Below are 24,396 nucleotides of genomic sequence, written 5' to 3' on the forward strand. Positions count from 1 at the left end.
CAGGGAACGACCATCGGGACATGCCGTCGCGATGCGGCGATCCGGTCACGGACAGGCCGGATCGGCAAGTCGCTCGGCAAAACCGGTCACAGTCCGGCCGCCAGCCGCGACGACGGCACCGGAACGTCCTCGAGCACGCGTTCGACGACCGACTGTGCGGTCAACCCTTCGAACAGGGCCTTGGACGACATCACCAGACGATGGGCCAGCACCGGGACCGTCAGATCCCGGACATCGTCGGGCAGCACATAGGACCGACCCTCGGACGCGGCCCGGATGCGTGCGCATCGGACCAGCGCCACCGCGCCCCTCGTGGACGGGCCGGATACGACCTGCTCGCAACGGCGGGCCGACTCGACCAGCCGCATGGCGTATTCGAGCAGGCTGTCCTCCACATGCACCCGTCGGGCGGCGGACCTCATGTCGGCCACGTCGGCCGCGGTCCATACCGGCCGCACTTCGCCGGCCCGATCCTCGACATCCATCTGACGAAGAATGCCGAGGCCGGCCTCATGCCCCGGATGCCCGATCGACGTGCGGATCAGGAACCGGTCCATCTGCGCCTCCGGCAAACCGTAGGTGCCCAGCTGATCGGAGGGATTCTGCGTGGCCACCACCAGAAACGGGTCGGGCACGGCATGCGACGTCCCGTCCACGGTGACCTGGCGCTCCTCCATGACCTCCAGCAGCGCGGACTGCGTTTTCGGCGACGCCCGGTTGATCTCGTCGGCCAGCACCACCGATGCGAACACCGGCCCCGGTCTGAACGAGAACGTGCCGTTCGCTCCGTCATACAAAGTGACGCCGGTGATGTCAGACGGCAGCAGATCCGGCGTGAACTGGATGCGTTTGAACGGCACCCGGATCGCATGCGCCAGTGCGCGCGCCAGCTGCGTCTTGCCGGTGCCCGGCTCGTCCTCGATCAGCACATGACCTCCGGCCAGCAATGCGGTGACGCACAGGCGTACCGGTTCCGGCTTGCCCACCAGCGCCTCGGCGATGGCGTCGGTCAGCAGGCGGAACGATTCCTCGAACCGGGACATGCCGCCGTGCCGTGGCATGGCCGCCGTGGCACGAGCCGGATCGCGGGATGCGGCCGGACGCGGCGACGCGCCGTTGGCCCGGACGTTCCGCAACGCCGTCGGCCGTACGCCGGGACGCGTGTCCGCCTGCGTGCCGGGTCGTGCCACGGGCGAGGTGCCGACGATCGTGTCGTCGGGCGGCGCGAACGCCGCGACGGCCGGAACGCCGCCTCCCGCATGCTCCGCTGATGGCATGGCGGACAGTCGCGTCTGATCGGACAGACACGTCATGTCGTCGAATGGGGGATCGATGCCCATGGTCACTCCTTTGCTGGCTGGTCCCGTGCGTGCTGGATCACGGATTCGCTGAACGTCGGCACGGAGAATGCTGGCGTGGCCGCCGCGGCCAGTCCGGCGGACGGCATGCCGGACGTTTCGTTCCGGTCCCCGTCCCCTCCGCCCTCAACGGTTCCCTGGCCGCCTTCGGCGGTTTCCCGGTCGCCGTCGCCGTCACCCTTGCCGGCGGTGCCGCTTCCGCCTTCCGTTTCCTCCGTCTCGTTCTTCCCCTCCTTGTCCTCCGTCTCGTCCTTGTCGTCCTTGTCATCCTTATCGCCCGGGCCTTCCGGTTCCTCCTTGCCGGAGCCCACGCGGAACCCCTGCACGAATCCGCCGCGTTCCTCGTGCTCGATGCCGGTCTCCCCGACATTGGACATGACACGGACCGCCCACGCATACGATGCCGCCTGGCCGATGCGGCATCTCGACGCATCCAGCTTCTGGCTGCCGCCGTTCCAGCGCATCATGCAGGAGGGCCCGTCCTCCGGCGTGACCACCATGTATGCGGACACGTCGCGCCCCCACGCCTTGACGCCGCCTCCATTGACGTCGATGAGATCGGCGGTGTCGGCGCTCCACGACACATTGACGGGCAGCTCGATGACCGCCTTCACCCGATGAACGTACGGCTGTCCTCCGCTCTCGGCCTCCGGGCCCGACATGCCGTTGAGCATCTGACGGACACGGAATCCGGAGAACGTCTGCCAAGGCTGCAGCGTGAACGCCGCGGAAGGGCCCTCGACCACCTGCTCGGGAAAGCCCGACGCCGACACCGCGAAGGCATCGAAGGCGCCCTTCGTCGTCCATGAGGCCGTGCAGACGGCGTCCTTGCAGGAGAACGACGGCGAGGACGGTGCCTCGACGTCGTAGCCGACGACCACATCCGCGCTGGTCGCGCTCGTCGGGGAGGCTCCCGGGGCGGCGGGGGCGAGGGTGGCGACGACATGCAGACGCCGTCCCAGCTGGGATCGGTCCGCCGTGAACGAGACGGAAGGCGACGAACAGTCCAGCGAAGCCGTGGTCCCGCCGCTGATCGCGATGCCGCCGCATCCGGCGTTGCGCAGATCGCCGAGCGTCACGGCCACGCGCATGCCGCCCTTACGGTCCGTGGACGTCAGCGAGACGGCGATGGGAGCCGGATCTCCCCAAGGACGGGCCGGAGCGGAGGAGACGCCCGAAGGCCCTTCGCCCACGCGGTTCCGGGCCGAGACCGAGGCGCGGAACGCGGCGCCGTCCGTGATCGCCTCGTCGGGGACCGCGAACGTGGCGTCCAGGCCGCGCACGGTCCGTGTGACCGAGTACCCGCCGGCGGAACTCGACAGCGTCACCGTATACCCGTCCGGCTCGCTGCCCGAATAGTCCGGGGCCCGCCATCGCACGACGGCGACATGGTATCCGGCGGTCACGGTGACCTCGCCCGGCGCGGCCGGAAGCCGGTCGGGCGTGGCGTGCACAGCCGCCGACGGAGCGGACCAGCCGACCTCGTTGCGCGCGCGGATCGTGAACGTGTACGGCCGCCCGTTGGACAGTCCGGTGACACGGCATACGGTCGCCGAACCGCACGTGCGTTCGTCTCCGTCCCACGACACCGCGTATTCGACGATCGGACTGCCGTTCGCCGGGCCGGGCGTCCACGACAGGCTGACCGCACCATCCTCCGGCTGTCCGGACACGGGGGAGGGCAGCGGAGGCCCGGGCACATCGGCCACGGATACGTTGATCGCGCCGTCCACCCTGCGATCGGGATCATGCGTGGCGTCCTCGACGGTGAACCGCACGACGGCGGACATCGCGCCGGTGCCTTCGGGCACGCCGATCGACAGCGGCCCCGACCCGTCGCAGCCGTCCACCGTCAACGACGAACCCGGTTCCAAATCGCATCCGACCAGTTCCAACGGCGTGCCGGGGAACGGATTGTACGCGTCGGACAGCGGATCGATCGAGACGTCCGACCCGGACTCGATCCGCACGGCGATGCCCTTCACCCGTGCCGTCGGGCGCGTGGACGCGGTGACGCGCACCGTCATCTCGGCCCGCACGACGCCGGCCGCATGGTGCACGGACACTGGCACCGTCACCGTGTCGCCGGGCCGGGCGTCGTCCGCGGCCTCAACGGACAGCAGCCCGGTCCCGTCGACGTTCGCCGACACCGTATCCGAGATCAGACCGCCGGAATACGAGTATTCGGGCTTCCGGCCGGCCGTCGCATAGCCGGCGGGGGCGGTGGTCAGCGCCCGCAGGTCGATGGAACGGCGCCCGCCGGCCTCCAGATCGATCGAGGCGGGGGTGAACGTCGGGGCCGGCGTCTGCCGCCCGATCACCGTGATCGGCAGGGTGATCACCGCGGAGTTGACGATTCTCGCCGTGTCGCCGGGTTTCGCGTCCGTGGCCGTGAAGGTGATCGATGCCGGTCCGGCATACCCGGCTGCCGCGGTGAACCGCAGCGTCTGGTCGTCGACGACCAGGCTTCCCCCGTCTGACTTCGTCGCGCTCGTCAGTTCGGGCGAACCGACGTACGCCGTCTTGCCCGCGCCCACGCGCACATGGTCGGCGATGCTGATGACGATCGTCTCCTTCGCGTTCACCGACAATGCCGGCGCTTTCGGACGCAGAACCGGCGGAAAGACGCCGTATGCGGGAACGTGCACGAACGCGGTCGAGGATATGCCGTGCGTCGTGTTCGTCACCGTGTAGGGCACGGCCCGCGCGCTGTCGGTCAGATCGATGCTGATCGTGGAGGAGCCGTTCCCCGCCATGCGCGCGTGGTCGCCGGCGGACGGATCGACCGACACCGCCAGTTCGTCGGCGGAACCGGACGGATTGGCGATCCACTGTGCGACGTCGACCTCCACGGTGCGCCGGTCGATCGTCGCCGTTGCCGGCACACGGTAGTCGTAGGCCGCCGGCGGTTCGATCGCCGCCCGGTCGTCGACGGTCACGGCAAGCGTCGCCGTATCGCACAGTCCGGCCTGATCCCGGACCGTATACGTCACGTATGCCGTGCCGGCGACGCGTGGCGCGGTCAGTTCGATCGTCGTGCCGTTGACGTGCGCGTCGTCGAGGCCCTGCATGTCGAGATGGTCGTCGACCGACAGCTCGACGCCGTCCGCGGCGATGTCGTTGACGGTGACCGGCACCGCCGCGCGGGTGCCCGGCCGCAACGTTATCGTGTCGTCCCGCGCCACCACGCCCGATCTCGCCGAACCCGGGAAGACGCCGACTCGTACGGTGGCCTGCACGCGCTGGCCGGTCCAATCCTCCACGGCGTAGGAGAACGTGTCGGTGCCTGCCGAATCCGCATACGCCTCGTACGTCAGATGATTCGCCCCGACTTCGGTGACTCGGCCCAGCGAGGGGGCGGTGTTGCCCAGGCCGAGCAGCACGACGTCGTCGCCGTCCTCGTCGATGCCGGACAGGGGTATCGCGACCTGCGTCGTGTGCCCCGCGGCCACCTGCGCCTCCACGTTGCGCGGCGCGGGCGCGGCCTTGCCGTCCGCGTCGCCGGCATGCACGGCTATCGTGAGCGTTCCCGACGCGGTCGCGCCGGAACCGTCCCGCACCGTGTATGCCAGCCGGTACTCGCCCGCCTCGTCGCCGGCCTGATAGCGGATGCCGCCGTCGGAGACGAACGCCAGCCCGCGGAACGAGTCCCGGTCGTATTGCAGCTCGTCGAGCAGCGTCACGTCGGTGCCGTCCACGTGCAGGACGCGGTCGAGGACGTCGACCGACGCGATGCCGCCGGTGCGCACCGTCATGTCGAGGTCGGGGGCCGTCGGGGCGGCCGTGGAGGAGGACGAGGCGGGCGGGTGCAGGATGATCGTGCCCGTCGACGATCCCGCGGCGTTCGCCACCGTGTAGATGACCCGCACCGGGGCCGTCGGCGTCCGCCGGGCGGTCAGGTACACGCGCCGGTGGGCCACCAATCCCGCGGAGATGCCGGAATCCGCGTCGGCATGCACCGAGGTGACGCTCAGCACGCCGCCCATCGGATCGATGTCGTTGGACAACGGTTCGACGATGGCGGTGCCGTCGGCTCCCAGCAGCGCCACGTCGTTGGCGGCCACCGGCATCGCCGTCCGCCCGGACGCATACGCCACCTCGATACGGGCCAGCCCCGCCGTCGGCATGTCGCCCTGCATGACGGTGTAGGGCACGTAATGGGTGCCTTCCCGCATGGTCGAGAACGAGAACGACAGCCCCGCCTCCATGGTCACGCTGGTGCCGGCCGGCGCGTCGGCGGCGACGAGGGACACGGAACCGGCCGACGTGGGGTGCACATGCGGTTCGAGATCGACGAGCACGGCGGTTCCCGGCGTCGTCTGCACGCTTGCCGCGTCCACCGTGGCCGCCAGCGTGCCGGCCGGGCGCACGGAGAAGTAGACGGTGCCGAAACAGGTGTCCCGGCCGTCGGACACCATCAGCTCGACGCCGATCCTGCCCGACTCCATCGCGCCGGCGTCGAAGACCAGACGCCCGTCGGCCCGGGCGGATACGGACGCCCCCGCCTGTCCGTGGGGCGCCGCGGCGACCAGCGACAGCGGGTCCCCGTCCGCGTCGAGAAAGCCGGCGAGCGCGTTCACCGTGTAGACGGCCCCTTGTTCGACGTCGTATTCGATGGGCGCGTCGACCTGCGCCGGCGCATGGTTTCCGTCCGCTTCGACCAGGTCCAAGGTCGCCGTCGCCGTCGAGGTCTGGCCGCGTCCGTCGTCGATCGTATAGGAGATCGTCTCGGTTCCGGGCTTCGCGCCGCTTGCGTCCAACTGCAGATACCGGCCGGCGAGGATCGGCCGGACGACGAGCGCGGATCCGTCGGACACGTCGGCGGATGCGATGCGCAGCACCGAACAGTCGGTCTGCTCGTCGTTGCGCAGCACGTCGAGGATCTGCATGTGGCCGGCACGTGCGCCGAGCTCGTCGTCCACGGCCCGGATGGCGCCCGATTCGGCCGAACAGGTGGGGGAGAACTCGCGCTGGCCGTTGGTCGAGCGGTCGTTGCCGGCGCGCTCCTCGGACTCGTCTGCGCCTGCGACGTTCCATTGGACGCCGATGGCCTGCGTTGAATCGGCGGGGTTCCACACGACGCCGTTGGCCACGTCGTTGAGCAGCGCATGCCGGTGGTTGGCCCGGAACACCAGATCCGACGTGACGCCGACCGTGTCCAGCGTCTCGAAGCCGCCGTGGGGATCGGCGGTGGAGACGGTGCCGTCGCCGGCGCAGACGCGCAGGTAGTTGTCCGTTGCGCGGCTCCACGCGGCATGCACGCAACCGGATACGGACACCGGACGGGCCGGTTCGGCCGATGCCCCCGCCGATGTGGTCTCACGCGGCTCCCCGTCCCGGCCGGTCAGGTCGATCAGATGCAGCCCGTCTCGTCCGGCGGCCGCGAGCCGGCATGATCGCTCCTCGTCGACGGAGGGGGCCTGCAGCAGCAGACGATCCTCCCCGGTGGAGGCGTTCCCCGACGGCCAGTGCACGTCGCCGCCGACGGAGACGACCGGGATGCCGCAGACCACGGTGAAATCGTTCGCGGCCGGCGTGGAGCCGTCCCCGATCGAGGCGACGCGTCGTGCGCGCGCACCAGGCTTGGCGATGCGCAGCACGGCGCCGTCCCGAGGCCGGTATCCGTACAGCGCGCCGTCGTATGTGACCGCCGCGCGGCCTCCCTCGCCCAATTCGAGCTGCGGATCCGAGGATCGCGGGCCGATCGACTTGATCTCGTCCGCCCTTCCGGACCATACCCGTCCTGAAGCCGTGTCGACCAGTGCGATCGTGCCCGCGCCGAGCAGCGTCGTCATATCGGGGTCCGTCGCGGCGACGCCGTCTTCGGACAGCGACGAGGCGGCGATCCGGGTGGCCTGCGTCCCGTCCGTGAGCAGCATGTCGTCGCCGTGCTGCGCGACGTCGAACCGTGCGGCGTCCACCGGCAGCGTCGCATCCGCTTCGCCGATGCGCACGTTGAACCGTGCGATCCGTCGGTCCTGGAGCGAGGTCACCCACACTGTGCCGTCGTCCAGCGTCACCTGACGGTTGGCCGCCGCGTGCATCCAGACCGCGGCGACCGCGATGGCCAGCACGCAGGACAGCGCCAGCCGGAACGCCAGCCGGTCGCGCCCGGTGCGGGGGCGTCTGCGCGGAGCGTCGGCCCGCCGTCGGAAACGGAGGGGAACGAACATTGGATGATGCGACATGGGAACTCCTATCGTCTGACGGCGCAGGCCACCGCCGGCCGGGCGGAGGCGCGGCGGTCGGACCGCATGATGCTCACCTGGACGCACGGCGAGGCGGCGTCGCCGTGCAGGGTGAGCGTCGTGGCGTCGATCTGCGTCATGGCCGCCTCCTGCGGTCCGTCGGCGTCGTCCACCGGCGACCACAGATACGAATCGCCCTCCTGCGGGTCGGGATTGGCCCAGGTGAACGTGACCGTGCCGTCCCGTATCACGCCGGACAGGCGATCCGGCGTCGGCACGATGCGCTCTCCGGCGACGACGTCGTCCGCGGCCGCGACGGAGGAGAACGACGCGATCACGGACGGCCGGTCCAGACGCATGGCGGTCATGCCCGCGACGGCGGCGAACAGCGTTCCGGCCGTCACGGCCATGGCCAGCATGGGCAGGATCGCCGCATACGGGCCGCGTCGTCCCGAGGCGGCATGACGGCCATGCGGACGGTCTTGCGAACGGCTTCGGGAACGGCATCGATGGGGCCGCGCGAGGGACGGACGGGACGGCACGACGCGTGCGGCCTGCGCGCGTGGCGCGGACGCCGGCGATGCGGTCCGCACGATGTCCCGCGTGCCGTTTGGGGCGTCATCCTGCGCGTCATTCCACGTGTCCAGGCGCGAACGCACGTCATGCGGATACGGCGATGCGCCCTCGACGACCAGCGGCGTCATCCGGCATCCCATACCCAGCTGCGCCCGTTGCAGGTCGCGGGCGAACTCCACGGCGGAGCCGGGACGGTCGTCCGCGGCGGGGGAGAGCGCCCGGCCCAACGTACGTGCCAAGGCCGGCGGCATGTGTTCGGGCGTCGCGCATACCCGAGGGGAACGGCCCGCATACGCCGCGAACAGCGTGGCGGCCAGAGCGTATACGTCGGACGATTCGTCGCCGCCACGGCCCTCGTCCGTCACCTCCGGCGCGGCCCACAACGCCGAATGGCCCGTTCGCTCGCCGGAACGGTACACGTCGGCCGCCACCCCGAAATCGGCGAGCATCGGCATGCCGCCGCCGTCGATCAGCACGTTCGCCGGCTTGATGTCCCGATGCGCGACGCCCAATCGGTGCGCCGCGGCCAACGCCCCGGCGAGCCGGACTCCCCAATCGGCCACCTGGGCGGCGTCGAGCGTGCGGCGGGCGAGCAGATCCCCCAACGAGCCTCCCGGCGCATAGGCGAGCATCAGCCATCCGCGGCCGTCCTCCGCCACGCCGGCATCGTGAATGGCAAGCACATGCGGATGCCCGCCGAGACCCGCCAGCGCCCGGGCCTCGGCGACCATCCGCTGCCGGGCCGGGCCGTCGAGCGTCGTACGGGACACCTTGACCGCCACGGTACGCTCATCGCCGTCCACGCGGTACCGGTGCACGTCCGCCGTGCCGCCACGGCCGATCGTGCCGACGAACGTGCACCCCGGCAATATCGGAGGGCGGTCGCACGGGGCGCCGCCGGCTCGCGGGACGTCGTTTGCACGCGAAACCGTTCCGACGGGTGAGGCGCCGCCCGCGGCCGGGACGGGCGGACGCGCCGCCGGCGCCATGCTGCCGGCCATGGTGCCGGCCACATTGCCGTACTGCATGGGAACCTCCTTCGGTCTGTCTGGCCCGCCGACGTCCGGTAGACGCACGGGCCGTTCCGCACGCCGCCCGAACGGCGGGTGAAGGCGAGCATACACGATATCGTCCGTCCGTCGCCCCGATTCCGGCCCCTGTGGTCGAATGGTCCGGAATCCCAATGATTCCAACGGCCGGCCCTGTGAAAGACCCGGACGAATGTGGATAAGTAGGGGGTATAGGTGGACTGTCGAAGCGGCGAGGGGAATCGTGTCAACGCGTCTTCGATCGCGGGGAGGCCCCTATGCCGGCCGCGAAACCCCAAGAAAAATCGCATACGGAAACCATCCCCGGACAAACAGAGTCGGTTTTTCCACTCGAACAACGAAAAGTCCACCTTGCCGGCATCGTGCGCAGCCGTACAGTGAACCCGTCACCGCAAACAACCGGTTCGCAACATCAAGGGAGATACCATGACCCAGTACAGCAAGCCGCTGCCGCTGAAGAACGTCACCGTCACCGACCCGTTCTGGCATACCGAACAGGAGCTCGTGCGCACGGCCGTCATCCCGTTCCAGTGGAACGCGCTCAACGACAACGTGCCCGGCGCAGCCCCCAGCTACTGCATGCACAACTTCAAGGCCGCCGCCGCGCAGAACGCGCGCAAGGACACCGAAGGCAAGCAGTTCGTCCCGCCGGCCTACACGTACCGCGGCTTCGAATCCAAGCCGGACGATCCGGCGCATCCGGATCCGGACAAGTTCTACGGCTTCGTCTTCCAGGACACCGACTTCTCCAAGTGGATCGAGGCCGTCGGCTACAGCCTCACCCAGCACCCCGACGCCGAACTCGAGAAGACCGCCGACGCCGCGATCGACATCGTGTGCGCCGCCCAGCTCGACAACGGCTACCTCGACACGTACTACATCCTCAACGGCATGGACCGCGCGTTCCACAACCTGCGCTGGCACCACGAACTGTACTGCCTCGGCCACCTCATCGAAGGCGCGATCGCGTACTACGAGGGCACCGGCAAGGACAAGCTGCTCAAGGCAGCCGAACGCTTCGCCGACTACGTGGGCGAGTATTTCGGTCCGAACCCCGGCCAGTGCAAGGGCTATCCGGGCCATGAGATCGCCGAGATGGCGCTCGCCCGCCTCGCTAGCCTGACCGGCGAGAAGAAGTACCTCGATCTCGCCAAGTTCTTCGTCGACGAGCGCGGCACCGAGCCGAACTACTTCCGTTACGAGGGCGAGCGCGACAAGCGCGACGGCTATTCCGACACCGACTGGTCGTTCGACTACCCGTACGCGCAGGCCCACAAGCCGGTGCGCGAGCAGGACGAGGCGGTCGGCCACGCGGTGCGTGCCGGCTACCTGTACTCCGGCATGGCCGCCGTGGCCAAGCTGTCCGACGACCCGAGCCTGGCCAAGGCCTGCGAGACGCTGTGGCGCAATATTGTGGATAAGAAGCTGTACATCACCGGTGGTATTGGTGGCACGGTGCATGGCGAGGCGTTTTCGTACAACTATGATCTGCCGAATGATGCGGCGTATTCGGAGTCGTGCGCGGCGATCTCGTTGGCGTTCTTCGCGCGGCGCATGCTGGAGCTGGCGCCGAGGGCCGAGTATGCGGATGTGATGGAGCTGGCCTTGTACAACACGACGCTGGCGGGCATGGCGTTGGATGGCAAGAGCTTCTTCTATGTGAACCCGCTCGAGGTGTATCCGGAGGCCTGTCATAAGGACAATCGCGTCTGGCATGTCAAGCCGGTGCGGCAGAAGTGGTTCGGCTGCGCGTGCTGCCCGCCGAACATCGCGCGCATCGTCGAGTCGGTGCAGGAGTATGCGTACACGGTGGCGGACGATGCGTCCACGCTGTTCGTGCACCTGTATATGGGCGGTGTGGCGAAGGCCGTGTTGAACGGCGCGGAGGTGACGTTGGACGTGACGGCGAACCTGCCGTGGCGGGGCGACGGCACGATGGCGGTGCGTCTGGACGCGCCGGCCGAGTTCGCGCTGGCGTTGCGTCTGCCGGGCTGGGCGGGTCGTGTGGACGCGGCCGCCGCGGCGGTCGTCGCGACCGGTGAGAAGGACGGTCGTGTGACGCGTGAGGTGCGTGACGGCTACCTGTATCTGTCGGGCGAGTGGCGTGACGGCGATGAGGTCGCGTTCGGTTTCGCGATGCCGGTGCGCATGCTCAAGGCGAATCCGATGGTGCGCGAGGATGTGGGCAAGGTAGCGTTCGTGCGCGGCCCGGTCACGTTCTGCGCGGAAGGCGCGGATAATGGCGACAACCTGCATCTGCTGCATGCGGACGTGGACGCGATCCTCGGGGATCCGGACGCGGTCAGGGTCGTGCCGTTCGAGTTCCACGCGGGTGCCGAGGGCATCGACGAGCAGGGTCAGGGCGAGGTGGACCATGTGACCCGTGACATGGTCAGGCTCGAGGTGCCGGCGTGGCGCGAGCCGGTCCCGGCCGGCGCGTCGGCGGAGTCCCCGGCGTTCGCCCCGCTGTACGCGGAGTATCGGCCCGCGAAGCGCGAGCCGGTCACGGCGACCCTCATCCCGTACTTCGCGTGGGCCAACCGCGGCGAAAACGAAATGACCGTCTTCCTCAACGACTGACCCGTCATGCAACCCGTCCGATAAGAACCGACACGCCGAGGCCCGGTCCATACGGCCGCCGAGCGCGAGGCGAACGGCATGGTCCGTCGCCTCGCGCTCGGCGGGGGACAATCATCGGAGGTGCGGGGCCACCACGACGGGCAGGCCGGACCCTAGTGTGGAACCCATGAACGGGAACATGACGGCTCCACGCTACGAACTCATCGGCCTGCCCGCCTACGGGGACGCCGAACGCGACCGCAAGGGCGGCGATGCGGATATCGACGCCATCGCACCGGACTCCGCGCTGGACGACGCCCTGCACGGCGACCGGCCGCTGCTGGTCGCCGGCCCGCCGTGCAGCGGCAAAACCACGTTCGCGCTCGACGCGTTGCGCCGCGGCATCGACGCCTTCGGCGGGGAGACGGTCCGGATGGCCGTATCCGGCCGGCAGAACGCGGACCTGCTCGCCGATCGGATCATCCGGGACACCGGTCCCATGGCGCAGGCCCGGCCGGTCACCACGCTGTCCGCCATCGCCTTCCGACTGATCGCCGCGATCCGCTCCCGGCTCGAACTGCCGCAGCCGAAGCTGCTCAACGGCGCGGAACAGGACGCCCTGCTGCGCACCGTCGTCGACAAACACGTCGGCCATGTGCGCGCCGGCGAGCCATGCCCGACCTGCGCGCTGCTGCGCGAATACTTCGCCGTCGACGACTGGTCCGGCGTCATGACCGGGGACGACGGCGACGCCGCACGCGGCACGGCCGACGATCCGGACGCCATCGGCGGCGGATTCGCCCGCGGCGTCAACACCGAATTCGTCAAGCAGCTGCGCGACATGCTCTCCCGCATGAACGAGCTCGGCGTATCGCAGACCGGCGAGACCGCGGCGCTCGGCGCACTGTCCGCATGGTCGCCGCGCACGGAGCGCCTGCACGTCCAATGGCGGCTCGCCTTCGCGCTGCGCCGCGAATACGCGGCTGCGATCGGCGCGGCATATCCGGGAGAATACCGTCTCGACTCCTCGCGGCTGCTGGCCGAAGGCGTCAACGCGGTGCGTGACGCCGAGCCGTCCGAACTGCCGAAACTGGTCGTCGTCGACGACTGCCAGGACCTCACCCTCGCCGGATTCGCGTTCCTCGAAGCCCTGCACGCAAGGGACGTGCGGCTGGTCCTGACCGGCAACCCGGACGAATCGGTGCAGACGTTCCGCGGCTCCTACCCGGAATACCTGTTCGCCCAGCTGCATGAACGCATGCACGCGACCGTGCTGCGCATCCGACGGATCCTTCCGACGGGCGCGGATCCGAAACCCGCCCACTGCGAGACCGGAGCCGGAACGGACGGGAGCCGCCGGGGACCGGTCGGCCGTTCGTTCCGCGATCTCGTCGCCTCGCGCGTCTCGCTGTCCATCGCCTCCCCGCAGGACGAGCCGCTGCCGTTGCCGCAACGTCCCGGCAAACTGCCGCAACTGCCCGGCAGCCTGCCGATCACGGCCGTCGACGACAGGGGACTGGTCTCGGACGGCAGCCTCGCCACCGCGCTGTACCGCAGCGCCGGCGACGAGGTCGAGGACGTGGTCTGGCAGATCAAAACCGCACGCCTGGCCGAACACCGCGACTGGAACGACATGGCCGTCATCGCGCATGACAACGCCACCGTGCGCCGGCTCGGCGAACGGCTGCGCCGCGACGGCGTGCCCGTGCGCTACTCATCCGTCACCCGTCCGCTGAAGGACGAGCCGTTCGTGCAGGGCCTCTTCGCGCTGCTCGAACTGGCACGGCTGCGCGAGACGACGCCCGACCGGCTGAACATGAGCCTTGCGGCCGCCGCCGTATACGTGCGCTCCCGCGTCGTCACGCTGATGAACTGTCCGCTGATCAGCGTGGGCGGCGGCAACGACCATGAGGGGCATCCGGCGAAACTATCCGTCGCCGAAGCCGCGATGGGCGCATTCGCCGCACTGGCCGACGTGCTGCCGGACCGGACGGAGGATTCGCCGGAGCCGGATCATACGGCCGATACGACGGACGCCGGAGACGCGGAACGCTCGCTGAACGGGCTGATCCGCGCATGGCGGGCCATGCGGGACACGGTCCTGCAAGCCCGCGCCTCGGACCGCGTCAGCACCGACGACGCGCTGGTGGACGCCGAAGCCGCGGCCGGCGACGATCTGCAGTTCGGCATCGAGGCGCTCTACCTGCTGCTCGAATTCGGCGACACGGACGCCGTGACCGCGGCCGTGCGCGCCGCATGCGGCAAGGACCCCCACGCCGCCGCGTTCGAGCGCCTGTGGTCGCTGGTCGGAACCGTGGCCGCGGGGCTGCGCGACCTGACATCGAAGGAACCGCAATACGCGCTGGCCCTGGCATGGGACTCCTGCGGCGTGGCCCGACGCTGGCAGCGCGAGGCGCTCAACAACACCGATGCCGGCCGCGCCGCCAACGACCGGCTCGACACGGCGATGCGACTGTTCGACTACGCCTCGGGATCGGCCTCGGCCAAGGACCTGACCGGATTCATCGCCCAGGTGCGCGGCATGCGCATCGAAGCCGACTCGCTGGCGAAAACCGCACCCGTCGACCAGGCCGTCACGCTGACCACGCCGGCAGGATCCGCCGGCGCGCACTGGCCGCTGGTCTGGATCCCCGCCATGCAGCAGGGGGTATGGCCCAACCTCGCGGCACGCAACACCATGTTCGGCGGAGAGGACCTCGCCGACGTCATGCTCACCGGCACACTCGCCGACACCGAACACGCCCACGGCGGCGACCCCCGGCTGGCGTCCGTGCTGGCCGGCGAGCAGAAAAGCCTGCTCGTCGCGCTCACCCGGGCCGACGAACGCGTCACGATCAGCGCCGTCGCCAACGACGATCTGAGCCCTTCCGACTTCCTGTACGTCTATCTGCCGGAACGGTTCGACCGTACGACGCCGCAATCGCGGCTGCCATACATGAACGTCGGCCAGGGCGACCTGTATTCCGGACTCGACATGACCACGCGCGGGCTCGTCGCCGCGGCGCGCGTGGCGCTCGCCGTCGAACCGGACGGCTCCCCGGCCGGCGACGACGCGATCGCCGCGCTGCGGCTGCTCGCAGGCAGCGGCGTTCCCGAAGCCGACCCCGCCAACTGGCCATTCGTCGCGGATAGGATCAGCAGTGCGGCCGCGGCAGGCGACGGGTCCCCCGCAACGCACGCGCACGATGACGGCGCCATGACGGTCACGCTCTCGCCGTCCGCCGTGGACGGCATCTGGGCCTGCCCGGTGTGCTGGCTGATGGAGAACCGCTTCGCCGGGCCGCGTGCCGGCAGCACATCCACCTCGTTCGGCTCGCTCATCCACGAGGTCGCCCGACAGGCCAGCGCCGCGGGACTCGACCTGCCGGACGCCTACGCGTCCCAGCCGGCCGAATCCCGTATGGAGCGGGTGCGCGACGACATGATGGATCTCTACCGGTCGCTCAGAACGGACCCGGCCGTCATCGCCCGTCCGGAGGACCGGTACGACGCCGCCCGCAAGGACGCCACCGCCGAAGCCGTGTTCGGGCGGATCGCCAGCTATTTCGTCTCGTCGAACGACGCCGGATACCCGGTCGGCAACACGGCGAACTTCACCGTCGGCACGCTCGAATCGGCCGAATGCGAACGCTCATTCGCGGCGCTGTTCGACCTTGCCGACATCGCGGCCGCCTACAACGCGATGGAAGACGTCGATCCGGTCGATCCGGTCGAGCTGGCCGCCATCATGGGGACACTGGTCGGCGGATGGCCGGAGGCGATGAGCGAGGGGCTCACGGTGCGCCTGACCGGGCGCATGGACCGGATGGAGCACCGCATCATGCCGGACGGCTCTCGCCGTGTGCGGCTCATCGACTACAAGACCGGCGCCGTGCCCTCCACGCAGGCCGTGTTCAACGACCTGCAGCTCGTGTGCTACCAGCTGGGCCTCGCCTTCCCCGAAGGCGGGCAACGCGGGGGAGAGGCGTTGCGGGCCATGCCGCGCATCGCGCAAAGCTGCCTGTTCCACGTCTCCGCCAATGCCGCGCCCGCGCAAAGCTACGGTCAGGAAAGCCTGTACCAGCCGGCGCTGTTCCACGACGGCCGGCTCAACGACACGCCATTCACGCCGCGATACTTCTACAAGGATCCGGCGAAGCTGGCCGACGTGCCCGAGCTGCCCGCGGATCCGCCGCAGGGCGTGGACGCCCGCACCTGGGAGCGTTTCCTCGCCCTGCGCGGCACGCAGGCGGTATGGGCGCTGACCATGATCGCCCGCGTCTTCTACGCGGCGGCCGCCAGCCGCAGCGAGCATCTGACCGTCCATCCGCAGGCCGCGCATATGAGGTTCTGCCGCATGAAGGCGGCATGCCCGGCATGCGCGGGCCGTATCGACACCATCTTCGAAACGAGGCAGGCATGAGCGAGACCACGTTCACCGACAGTCCCGAACAGGCCGAGGTCATCTCGGCCCCCACCGACGCCGACGTGCTCGTCGTCGCGGGCGCGGGCAGCGGCAAGACCTACACCATGACCCGTCGCATCATCGGCCTGATCGAACGGGGCGTGAGACCGGAACGCATCCTCGGACTCACCTTCACACGCAAGGCCGCCAGCGAACTGCTCAACCGCGTCTCGGCCGCCGTGGCCGGCACGGACGCGGATGGCCGCGGCGCGTTCCTCAAACCGGAGGTGTCCACCTACGATGCGTTCTTCCAATCGATCGTGTGCCAATACGGCCTGCTGGTCGGCTTCGACCAGAACACGCAGCCATTGAGCGAGGCCGGCGCGATCCAGCTCGCCTCCACCGTGGCGGGGCGCCACACCGACCTGCTGCTCGCCGACGACTGGGGGTCGTTCAACGCCGTGGTCGGCAAGATGCTCGACCTGTCGCATGCGATCGGCAACGCGATGATCGGCGGGGGGACCGCAAGCGTCGACGAGGCGATCGGGCGCATCCGCGCATGGGACGCCGGATTCGTCCGCCGGCTCGACGAGGCGATCGGGAACGCGCCGGTGCCGGACGAGGAGCCGAAACCCAAGGCGCCGCGCCGGGCCAAAAAGGACACCGACGCGCAGTATGCGGCCAAGCGGGACGACTACCGCGCCCGGCTGCACGAGCTGTGCGTGTGGCGCTGCGCCGCATTGCGGGACACGGCTCGCCGCCGCGACACGCTGCTCACGCTGGTCGAGGAGTACGAGCGCGAGAAACGACGCCAGAACATGGCGGAATTCAGCGACTTCACCGTGGCCGCCTACCAGCTCGTCTCCCGGTTCCCCTCGATCGGCGAACGGTACCGCCGGCGGTACACGCATGTGCTCCTCGACGAGTACCAGGACACGTCCACCACGCAGGCCATGCTGCTCGCCGCGCTGTTCCATGCCCAAGACGGCGGACGTTCCTCGGTGAACGCGGTCGGCGACCCCTTCCAGTCGATCTACGCATGGCGAGGCGCCAGCCCCGGCGCGTTCCGCATGTTCCAGCATGATTTCGCCATGGGAGAAGCCGCCCGGCCGTATCCGCTGAGCGTGACCCGCCGCAATTCGCGCATCGTGCTCGAGGCGGCCAACAACCTGACCGCGCCGCTGCGCATCCCGCCGCGCCGCGCCGGCAGCTCGCTCATGCGCGAAGTGGACGTCGCGCCGCTCTCCGCCATGGACGACGCGCCCGCGGGCACGGTCGGCGTGCTCGGCCTGACCACGTTCGGACAGGAGATCGACGCGGTGGCACGGTTCGCCAAGCGGGCGATCGCCCGGTACGGGCACGATGCCGGCAAGCCGGCGCCAGCGGACGGCAAACCGCATGTGGCGGTGCTCTTCCGGGCCAAAACCCACATGGCCGAATTCGCGCAGGGACTCGAACGCGCCGGGCTGACCACGCTGGTCGTCGGCTATTCGGCGTTGCTGGAACGCCCCGACGTGCGCGACCTGCTCGCCCTGCTCCACGCGGCGGCCGACCATACCGACACGAACGCGCTGATGCGGCTGCTCGCCACGCCCCGCTACGGGCTGGAGGCCGACGACCTGGCCGTGCTGGCACGGCTGGCCGAACGATTGGACACGCAGGCGCGCTACCGGTCTCTGGTCGAGGCCGGACTTGCCGAGGACGGGTTGGACGACGGCGACGACGCATTCCCCACGACGGACGCCTCCGTATCCGCCCGCGTCGCCGAGGCGGTCCGCGCATACCGCGACCGCGTGCCGCACGCCGTCTTCCTCGCCGACCTGCTCGGACGCGGCGATCTGGCCCGACTGGCCGACGGCGAGCCGCGGCTCGGCGAACGGGCGAAGGCCGCGATCGTGCGCGCCGGCACCGCGCTGCGCACCGTACAGGCCGCGGCGAACCATCCGCTGACGGAGGTGATCGAAACCGCCGTGCGTGCGCTGGAACTCGACATCGACATGATCGTGGCACAGGCCGTCGCGCACCCGGACCGTCCCGTGGACCCGGCCGCGGCCCGCACCGGCGTGGACGCGATCGTCGCGCTCGTGGACACGTACACGCGCGAAATCGTGGAAGGAGGCACGCCGAACCTGCGCGGCTTCATGGCATGGACGGACTCGCTGGCCTCCATCGAGGAGGAGACCGCGGCCACGCCGGACACCCCGGCCGACGTGGTGCTCATGACCATCCACCAGTCCAAGGGGCTCGAATGGGATGCCGTCGCCGTGGCCGGCATGGCCGCCGGCACGTTCCCCAGCGTCAAGGGACGGCTGCGCATCACCCCCGACGAGGATCATGCCGGCGGCATGGACTCCGGTTCATGGACCCCGCCCGAATACCGGACCACGGTGGCGACATGGCTCGACGATCCGGCCGCGGTGCCCGTGCCCGTGCGCGTCGACGCCGGCATCCTGCCGCGCTTCCCCCATGACGCCGAACCCGGGGCCGATCCACAGGACTCGCTCGCCATGCTCGACGACGTCGAAGTGGTCGACGACGAGATCTACGGCGACCTGCGCGGCAAGGACATCGGCGACGACATGGACGCGGTCGACTCTGACGGCTGGTATCTGACCCAGGCCGAGGAATACGGCCGCCGGCTGCTCGCCGACGAACGCCGCCTCGCCTATGTGGCGCTCACCCGGGCCCGCCACGACGCACTGCTGACATACAGCCGCTACCCGAGCGCCGACCGCGACCCGCGACCGACGCTGGAACGTCCCGGCCGCAGGCCGAACGAGTCCAAGCCGTCCGTGTTCTGGACCGAAGTGCGCGACTCGCTGTGCCATCACGCCGACCTGACGGCGGTCGGGGAGGGGAAAGGGAGCGAGCCGGCATCGGCCGTCGCGGCATCGTCCACGCCGTCGCTCGACGACATCGGCGCGGAACGTCCGGACGGGTTCTTCGTCGGCGAGCAGGCCGCCGACTACGAGCGCGCCGTGGTCGAGGAGGCATGGTCCGCACCGCTTGAACGGCGCGACGACCACGCGAGTCTGCCATGGCCGGCCGAACTGTCCGACCATGTGGTCGAACGGCTGGTCCACGCCGTCGAAGCCCACGGCGGCGTCCTCGGTGCGGGAGAGGACGGTCGTGCGGACGGCGGCATCCCGGATCGGGATTCGCTGGCGGGCCGTGCGGCGATGCTGGTCGCGGACCCTGACCTGATGCCGCAAGAATTCGACGACGCGAGCCAGCTCGACGAATCCGTACACGAACGGGCCATGCGCGTCCTGGGAGGCGGCAGACAGTCCGTCACCGCGCTGCAGGCCCGCAGCGGCCGGCTCGGCGCGAGCGAACGCCGCCAGACGTGGCGCGGCATCGTCCGGCCCATCCCGCGGGTCGCCTCGCCGCTGGCCGAGACGGGCACCCTCTTCCACGCATGGGCCGAACGGTTCGTCAACGCCTGGGCGGACGAGGCGGCCGACGTCGTGGACGCCGGACCGTCCGACGGCTCCGACGACGGACCCGCCTTCGGCACGGCGCCGGCCCCGGTCACGCGCGAGGCGATGATCGACGACCTCGCCGCACGCGAACGGGCGATCCGCGAGCGCGAAGCCGACGGGGAGACGGTGCCCGCCAAGGAGCGCGACCTTGCCGTATGGCAGCGCCGGCTCGTCGAATCACGCTGGGCCGCACGGCGCCCGGCATGGGCCGAACGGCAGATCGTCGCCGCCATACCGGGCATCGGCGACGTGATCGTCAACGGCAAGCTCGACGCGGTCTTCCGCGGCGGTCTCGCCGGGGAGACGGACGGCAAACGGTATACGATCGTCGACTGGAAGACCGGTCGCCGGCCGGTCAAACCGGGCGACGTCGAACGCAGGCTCGTGCAGCTCGACTGGTACCGTCTGCTGCTGTCCTACATCGAACGGATCTCGCTCGAAAGCATCGACGCGACCCTGTACTACCTGCGCGAGCCGGACGAGACGCGGCGCGAACTGCATGCACGGGACAAGACCGAGGCTCAGATCCTCGCCGAACTGCGCGATGCCGGCGTGCCCGAGGGGTCCGACGACGACTGACGGACACGGGACCATGTCCGGCCGCGGGCCGGGGCGCCCGCCCCGATTTGACGGCGACGTGCCGATGCTCCGTCCTGTATTCGGACATGGCGCCGCGATTCCGGCCGGCGCCGGCCGCACGGACGATACGATGGGTCTGGACGAGAACGGCCGTCGCCTACGCCCCATCCGCCCCGGCAGGGACGTGGGCGCGGACGCACAGGCACGCACACAGGCGCATACACAAGGAGGACACACATGATCAGGGTTTCGGTGGTGGGAGCCAAGGGACGCATGGGATCGCACGTCGTCGAAGCGGTGAACGGCGCGGCGGACGCACAGCTCGCGCTCGCGCTCGACGCGGGCGACGATCTGACCGCGATCACGCCGGACAACACCGACGTGGTCGTCGAATTCACCGTGCCGAGCGTGTCGCTCGGCAACGTGCTCGCGCTGGTGAAGCAGGGCGTCGACGTGGTCGTCGGCACCACCGGCTGGACCGACGACAAGCTCGACCAGGTGCGTGCGGCGCTCGCCGAAGCCCCGCGCGAAGGCCAGAGCGTGTTCATCGCGCCGAACTTCGCGATCTCCGCCGTGCTCGCCGACCACTTCGCCAAGGTCGCGGCCCCCTACTTCGAATCCGCCGAAGTGATCGAACTGCATCATCCGACCAAGGTGGACGCGCCCTCCGGCACGGCCATCCACACCGCCCAGGCCATCGGCGAGGCCCGCCGTGCGGCAGGCCTGGGCGACATGCCCGACGCCACCGAAACCGACGGCGGCTCGCGCGGGCAGGTCGTCGACGGCGTGCACGTGCACGCGGTGCGCCTGCGCGGCCTCAACGCGCACGAGGAGGTGCTCTTCGGCAACGCCGGCGAGCAGCTGACCATCCGCGCCGACAGCTTCGACCGCATCAGCTTCATGCCGGGCGTGCTCCTCGCCGTGCGCAAGGTCGCCTCCGGCGCGTTCCCCGGCCTCACGGTCGGCCTCGATCATTTCCTCGACCTGTAGGAGCCTTCCGGCCGGGATCCAGCGTCCCGGCCGAGAAGTACCGTAAGCCGTATGACTGAGACGATGCATCTTCTTGATCCGGCCCCGTTCGGCCGCATCCTGCCTGCCATGATCACCCCGATGCGAGCCGACGGCTCCGTCGATTTCGAGGCGGCCCAGACCGTCGCCAGGCAACTGGTCGAAGATGGTGCGGACGGCATCGTCGTCAACGGCACCACCGGCGAGTCGCCGACCACGCACATGGACGAGAAGGTCGACCTCGTGCGCGCCGTGCGCGAGGTCGTCGACGTGCCGATCATCTCCGGCGCGGGCTCCAACGACACCGCGCACACCGTGCGCATGGTCGAACAGACCCAGGAGGCCGGCGCCGACGCGGTGCTCGTCGTCGCCCCCTATTATTCGCGTCCCTCGCAGGAGGGCGTCTACCGCCACTACAAGGCGGTTAACGACTCGGCCGACAAGCCGATCATCATCTACGACGTGCCCGGCCGCACCGGCCTGCACATCCAGCTCGAAACATACTGCCGCATGGCCGAACTCGACCACGTCGCGGCCGTCAAGGACGCCACCGGCGACATCGCCGGCGCCGTGCGCAAGCGCATGGAGACCGGTCTGACTTGGTATTCCGGCGACGACGGCCTCTTCCTGCCGTTCCTGTCGGTCGGCGCGGTCGGCATCATCTCCGTGATCGCCCACGCGGCCGCCGGCCCCATGCGCGACCTCGCCGCCGCCTTCGACCGCGGCGACATCCACGAGGCGCAGCGCATCGCCGTGCAGCTCGCCCCGCTCGTCGAGGCGATGAACGGCAACGGCTTCCAGGCCGTCATGGCCAAGGCCGCGCTCAAGGTGCGCGGCGTGCTCGACGACACCACCATGCGACTGCCGAACGTGGGCCCGGGCCCCAGCGAGTTCTCGCGCGCCGAAAACGGCATGCGCGCCTCCGGGCTGCTGTAGGCCCCGGCCGCCCGTCCGATCCGGCGCAGGCCCGGCCCGTTGCGCGGGGGCGCCACGGGCCCGGTCCGCATGCGGTCCCGGCGCCGCCACGCCGCCACCATACGTCGTTCCCAGCACAGGCGGGAACACCAAACAATGGAAATCCAACTAGGAAATGGTTACAGAACAAGAAACATCACAGAACACCACACGCAGGCGCTCCACCAAGCGCGCCGCAGCCCAGAACCAGACCGAAAGCGAGCAGATCGCGGCCGCGCAGGCCGCCGTCGACCTGCTTGACGGCCTGGACGCACGCGGGACCGGCGACGGCGCGGCCGAGCCGGCCGACAAGAAGGCCGGCAAGTCCGGCCGCACCCGCCGCTCCGGCAAGTCCGGGGACAAGGCCGAAGGCAAGGCCCCGCGCAAGTCGTCCCGCTCCCGTTCCGAGCGCGGCGAACGCTCCGATTCCAGCCGCCGCTCGTCCGGCCCGCGCCGCATCTCCCGCGGCGGACAGCCCGCCACCGCGCCCCAGCAGGACGCCGTGCTCATCGCGCCCCCGAAGTACCGCAAGGGCTCGCTGCGCATCGTGCCGCTCGGCGGCCTCGGCGAAATCGGCCGCAACATGAACGTCATCGAATACAACGGCCACCTGCTGCTCATCGACTGCGGCGTACTCTTCCCCGAAGAGGAGCAGCCGGGCGTCGACCTGATCCTGCCGGACTTCGACTACATCAAGGACCGTCTCGACAAGGTCGAGGCGCTCGTGCTCACCCACGGCCACGAGGACCACATCGGCGGCGTGCCGTACCTGTTGAAGCTCCGCCCGGACATCCCGCTCATCGGCTCCAAGCTCACCCTCGCGTTCGTGGAGGCCAAGTGCAAGGAGCACAACCAGCATCCGACCATGGTGCCGGTCACCGGCCGCGACAAGATGAAGGTCGGCCCCTACCAGCTCGAGTTCATCAACGTGACGCACTCGATCCCGGACGCGCTCGCCGTGTACGTCAAGACCCCGGCCGGCACGCTCATCGACACCGGCGACATCAAGCTCGACCAGCTGCCGCTCGACCACCGCATCACCGACCTCGTCGAGTTCGGCAAGATCGGCGAGCAGGGCGTCGACCTGCTCATGATGGATTCCACCAACGCCGAGGTGCCCGGCTTCGTCAAGCCGGAGACGTCGATCGGCCCGGCGCTCGACCAGGCGTTCGCGCAGGCCAGCCGCAAGATCATCGTCGCGAGCTTCTCGTCGCACGTCCACCGCGTCCAGCAGGTCGTCGACACCGCCCACAAGTACGGCCGCAAGGTCGTCTTCGTCGGCCGTTCGATGGTGCGCAACATGTCCATCGCCGCCGACCTCGGCTACCTGCACCTGCCGGAGGACACCGTCATCGACCTCAAGCAGGCGCACGACGTGCAGGACGACAAGATCGTCTACATGTGCACCGGCTCCCAGGGCGAGCCGATGGCCGCGCTCGGCCGCATCGCCGACGGCAACCACCGCGACATCACCATCAACGAGTTCGACACGGTCATCCTCGCCAGCTCCCTGATCCCGGGCAACGAGCACGAGGTGTACAAGGTCATCAACAAGCTCGTCCAGCTCGGCGCGCGCGTCGTCAACCGCGACAACGCCGCCGTGCACGTCTCCGGCCACTGCAACGAGGGCGAGCTGCTGTACATGTACAACATCGTCAAGCCCAAGTGCGCGATGCCGATCCACGGCGAGAACCGCCACCTGGTCGCCAACGGCCTGATCGCCGTCAAGACCGGCGTGAACCCGGACAACGTCGTGCTCGCCGAGGACGGCGACGTGGTCGACCTGTACCACGGCAAGGCCGCGGTCGTCGGCTCCGTGCCGTGCGGCTACGTGTACGTCGACGGCGATTCGATCGGCGAACTGACCGACGAGGAGCTCGAGAAGCGCCGCATCCTCGGCACCGAGGGCTTCGTGTCCAGCTTCGTCGTGGTCGACACCGACGCGCGCGAGGTCGTCTCCGGTCCGAAGATCTACCTGAACGCCGTGGCCGAGGACGAAAGCGAGTTCGACAAGGTCCGTCACCAGATCGTCGAACAGCTCAACGACGCGATGATGAGCGGCACGAAGGACACGTACAAGCTGCAGCAGATCATGCGCCGCACGCTCGGCGGCTGGGTCGCTCGCCAGCTGCACCGCAAGCCGATGATCGTGCCGGTCGTGGCGGACATCGCCACCGACCTGATCGAACAGTAGTTTTCCGCATTTTGCACAAATCGAGGCGGCGTGACCGGCACAAC

General features: G+C 69.6%; 9 protein-coding genes. 6 read left to right on the top strand and 3 right to left on the bottom strand.

The genetic code is table 11. The features are described 5' to 3' along the window. Window positions 1-86: 86 nt before the first annotated feature. From JS533_RS03220 to JS533_RS03230, 3 genes are read right to left on the bottom strand one after another with little or no spacing between them, the layout of a single operon-like run. On the bottom strand, window positions 87-1,340 hold the full coding sequence (locus tag JS533_RS03220) for an AAA family ATPase (RefSeq protein ID WP_241513091.1): 1,254 nt from the start codon (window positions 1,338-1,340) through the stop codon (window positions 87-89). Window positions 1,341-1,342: 2 nt separating this feature from the next. After that, window positions 1,343-7,531: an Ig-like domain-containing protein gene (locus JS533_RS03225; protein WP_241513092.1), complete on the bottom strand. Its 6,189-nt coding sequence runs from the start codon at window positions 7,529-7,531 to the stop codon at window positions 1,343-1,345. A 23-nt stretch (window positions 7,532-7,554) separates the two neighbouring features. Beyond that, window positions 7,555-9,150: a serine/threonine-protein kinase gene (locus JS533_RS03230; protein WP_241513093.1), complete on the bottom strand. Its 1,596-nt coding sequence runs from the start codon at window positions 9,148-9,150 to the stop codon at window positions 7,555-7,557. A 447-nt stretch (window positions 9,151-9,597) separates the two neighbouring features. On the opposite strand from JS533_RS03230, the gene JS533_RS03235 reads away from it, so the two are divergent. The 6 genes from JS533_RS03235 (at window position 9,598) to JS533_RS03260 (ending at window position 24,352) form a co-directional block, all read left to right on the top strand. Continuing rightward, on the top strand, window positions 9,598-11,751 hold the full coding sequence (locus JS533_RS03235) for a glycoside hydrolase family 127 protein (RefSeq protein ID WP_241513094.1): 2,154 nt from the start codon (window positions 9,598-9,600) through the stop codon (window positions 11,749-11,751). Window positions 11,752-11,929: 178 nt separating this feature from the next. Further along, complete coding sequence (locus tag JS533_RS03240) at window positions 11,930-16,153, top strand: PD-(D/E)XK nuclease family protein (protein ID WP_241513095.1); 4,224 nt, start codon at window positions 11,930-11,932, stop codon at window positions 16,151-16,153. Then, window positions 16,150-20,196: an ATP-dependent helicase gene (locus tag JS533_RS03245; RefSeq protein WP_241513096.1), complete on the top strand. Its 4,047-nt coding sequence runs from the start codon at window positions 16,150-16,152 to the stop codon at window positions 20,194-20,196. The genes JS533_RS03240 and JS533_RS03245 overlap by 4 nt, the downstream gene beginning before the upstream one ends. Before the next feature lie 237 nt (window positions 20,197-20,433). Beyond that, window positions 20,434-21,186 (top strand): 4-hydroxy-tetrahydrodipicolinate reductase, encoded by a 753-nt coding sequence (dapB, locus tag JS533_RS03250; RefSeq protein WP_241513097.1) that lies wholly within the window; start codon window positions 20,434-20,436, stop codon window positions 21,184-21,186. Between the two features lie 63 nt (window positions 21,187-21,249). Then, window positions 21,250-22,140 (top strand): 4-hydroxy-tetrahydrodipicolinate synthase, encoded by an 891-nt coding sequence (gene dapA, locus JS533_RS03255; protein ID WP_420838613.1) that lies wholly within the window; start codon window positions 21,250-21,252, stop codon window positions 22,138-22,140. Between the two features lie 154 nt (window positions 22,141-22,294). Beyond that, on the top strand, window positions 22,295-24,352 hold the full coding sequence (locus JS533_RS03260; RefSeq protein ID WP_241513099.1) for a ribonuclease J: 2,058 nt from the start codon (window positions 22,295-22,297) through the stop codon (window positions 24,350-24,352). Window positions 24,353-24,396: the final 44 nt, after the last annotated feature.

The organism is Bifidobacterium amazonense (assembly GCF_018555435.2).
GTDB lineage: Bacteria > Actinomycetota > Actinomycetes > Actinomycetales > Bifidobacteriaceae > Bifidobacterium > Bifidobacterium amazonense.

Bases quoted from the DNA above. Each gene is read 5' to 3' on its own strand.
- JS533_RS03240 (WP_241513095.1), top strand. From the start codon at position 11,930: ATGACGGCTCCACGCTACGAACTCATCGGCCTGCCCGCCTACGGGGAC.
- dapB (WP_241513097.1), top strand. From the start codon at position 20,434: ATGATCAGGGTTTCGGTGGTGGGAGCCAAGGGACGCATGGGATCGCAC.
- JS533_RS03245 (WP_241513096.1), top strand. From the start codon at position 16,150: ATGAGCGAGACCACGTTCACCGACAGTCCCGAACAGGCCGAGGTCATC.
- dapA (WP_420838613.1), top strand. From the start codon at position 21,250: ATGCATCTTCTTGATCCGGCCCCGTTCGGCCGCATCCTGCCTGCCATG.
- JS533_RS03225 (WP_241513092.1), bottom strand. From the start codon at position 7,531: ATGTTCGTTCCCCTCCGTTTCCGACGGCGGGCCGACGCTCCGCGCAGA.
- JS533_RS03235 (WP_241513094.1), top strand. From the start codon at position 9,598: ATGACCCAGTACAGCAAGCCGCTGCCGCTGAAGAACGTCACCGTCACC.
- JS533_RS03230 (WP_241513093.1), bottom strand. From the start codon at position 9,150: ATGCAGTACGGCAATGTGGCCGGCACCATGGCCGGCAGCATGGCGCCG.
- JS533_RS03220 (WP_241513091.1), bottom strand. From the start codon at position 1,340: ATGGGCATCGATCCCCCATTCGACGACATGACGTGTCTGTCCGATCAG.
- JS533_RS03260 (WP_241513099.1), top strand. From the start codon at position 22,295: ATGGTTACAGAACAAGAAACATCACAGAACACCACACGCAGGCGCTCC.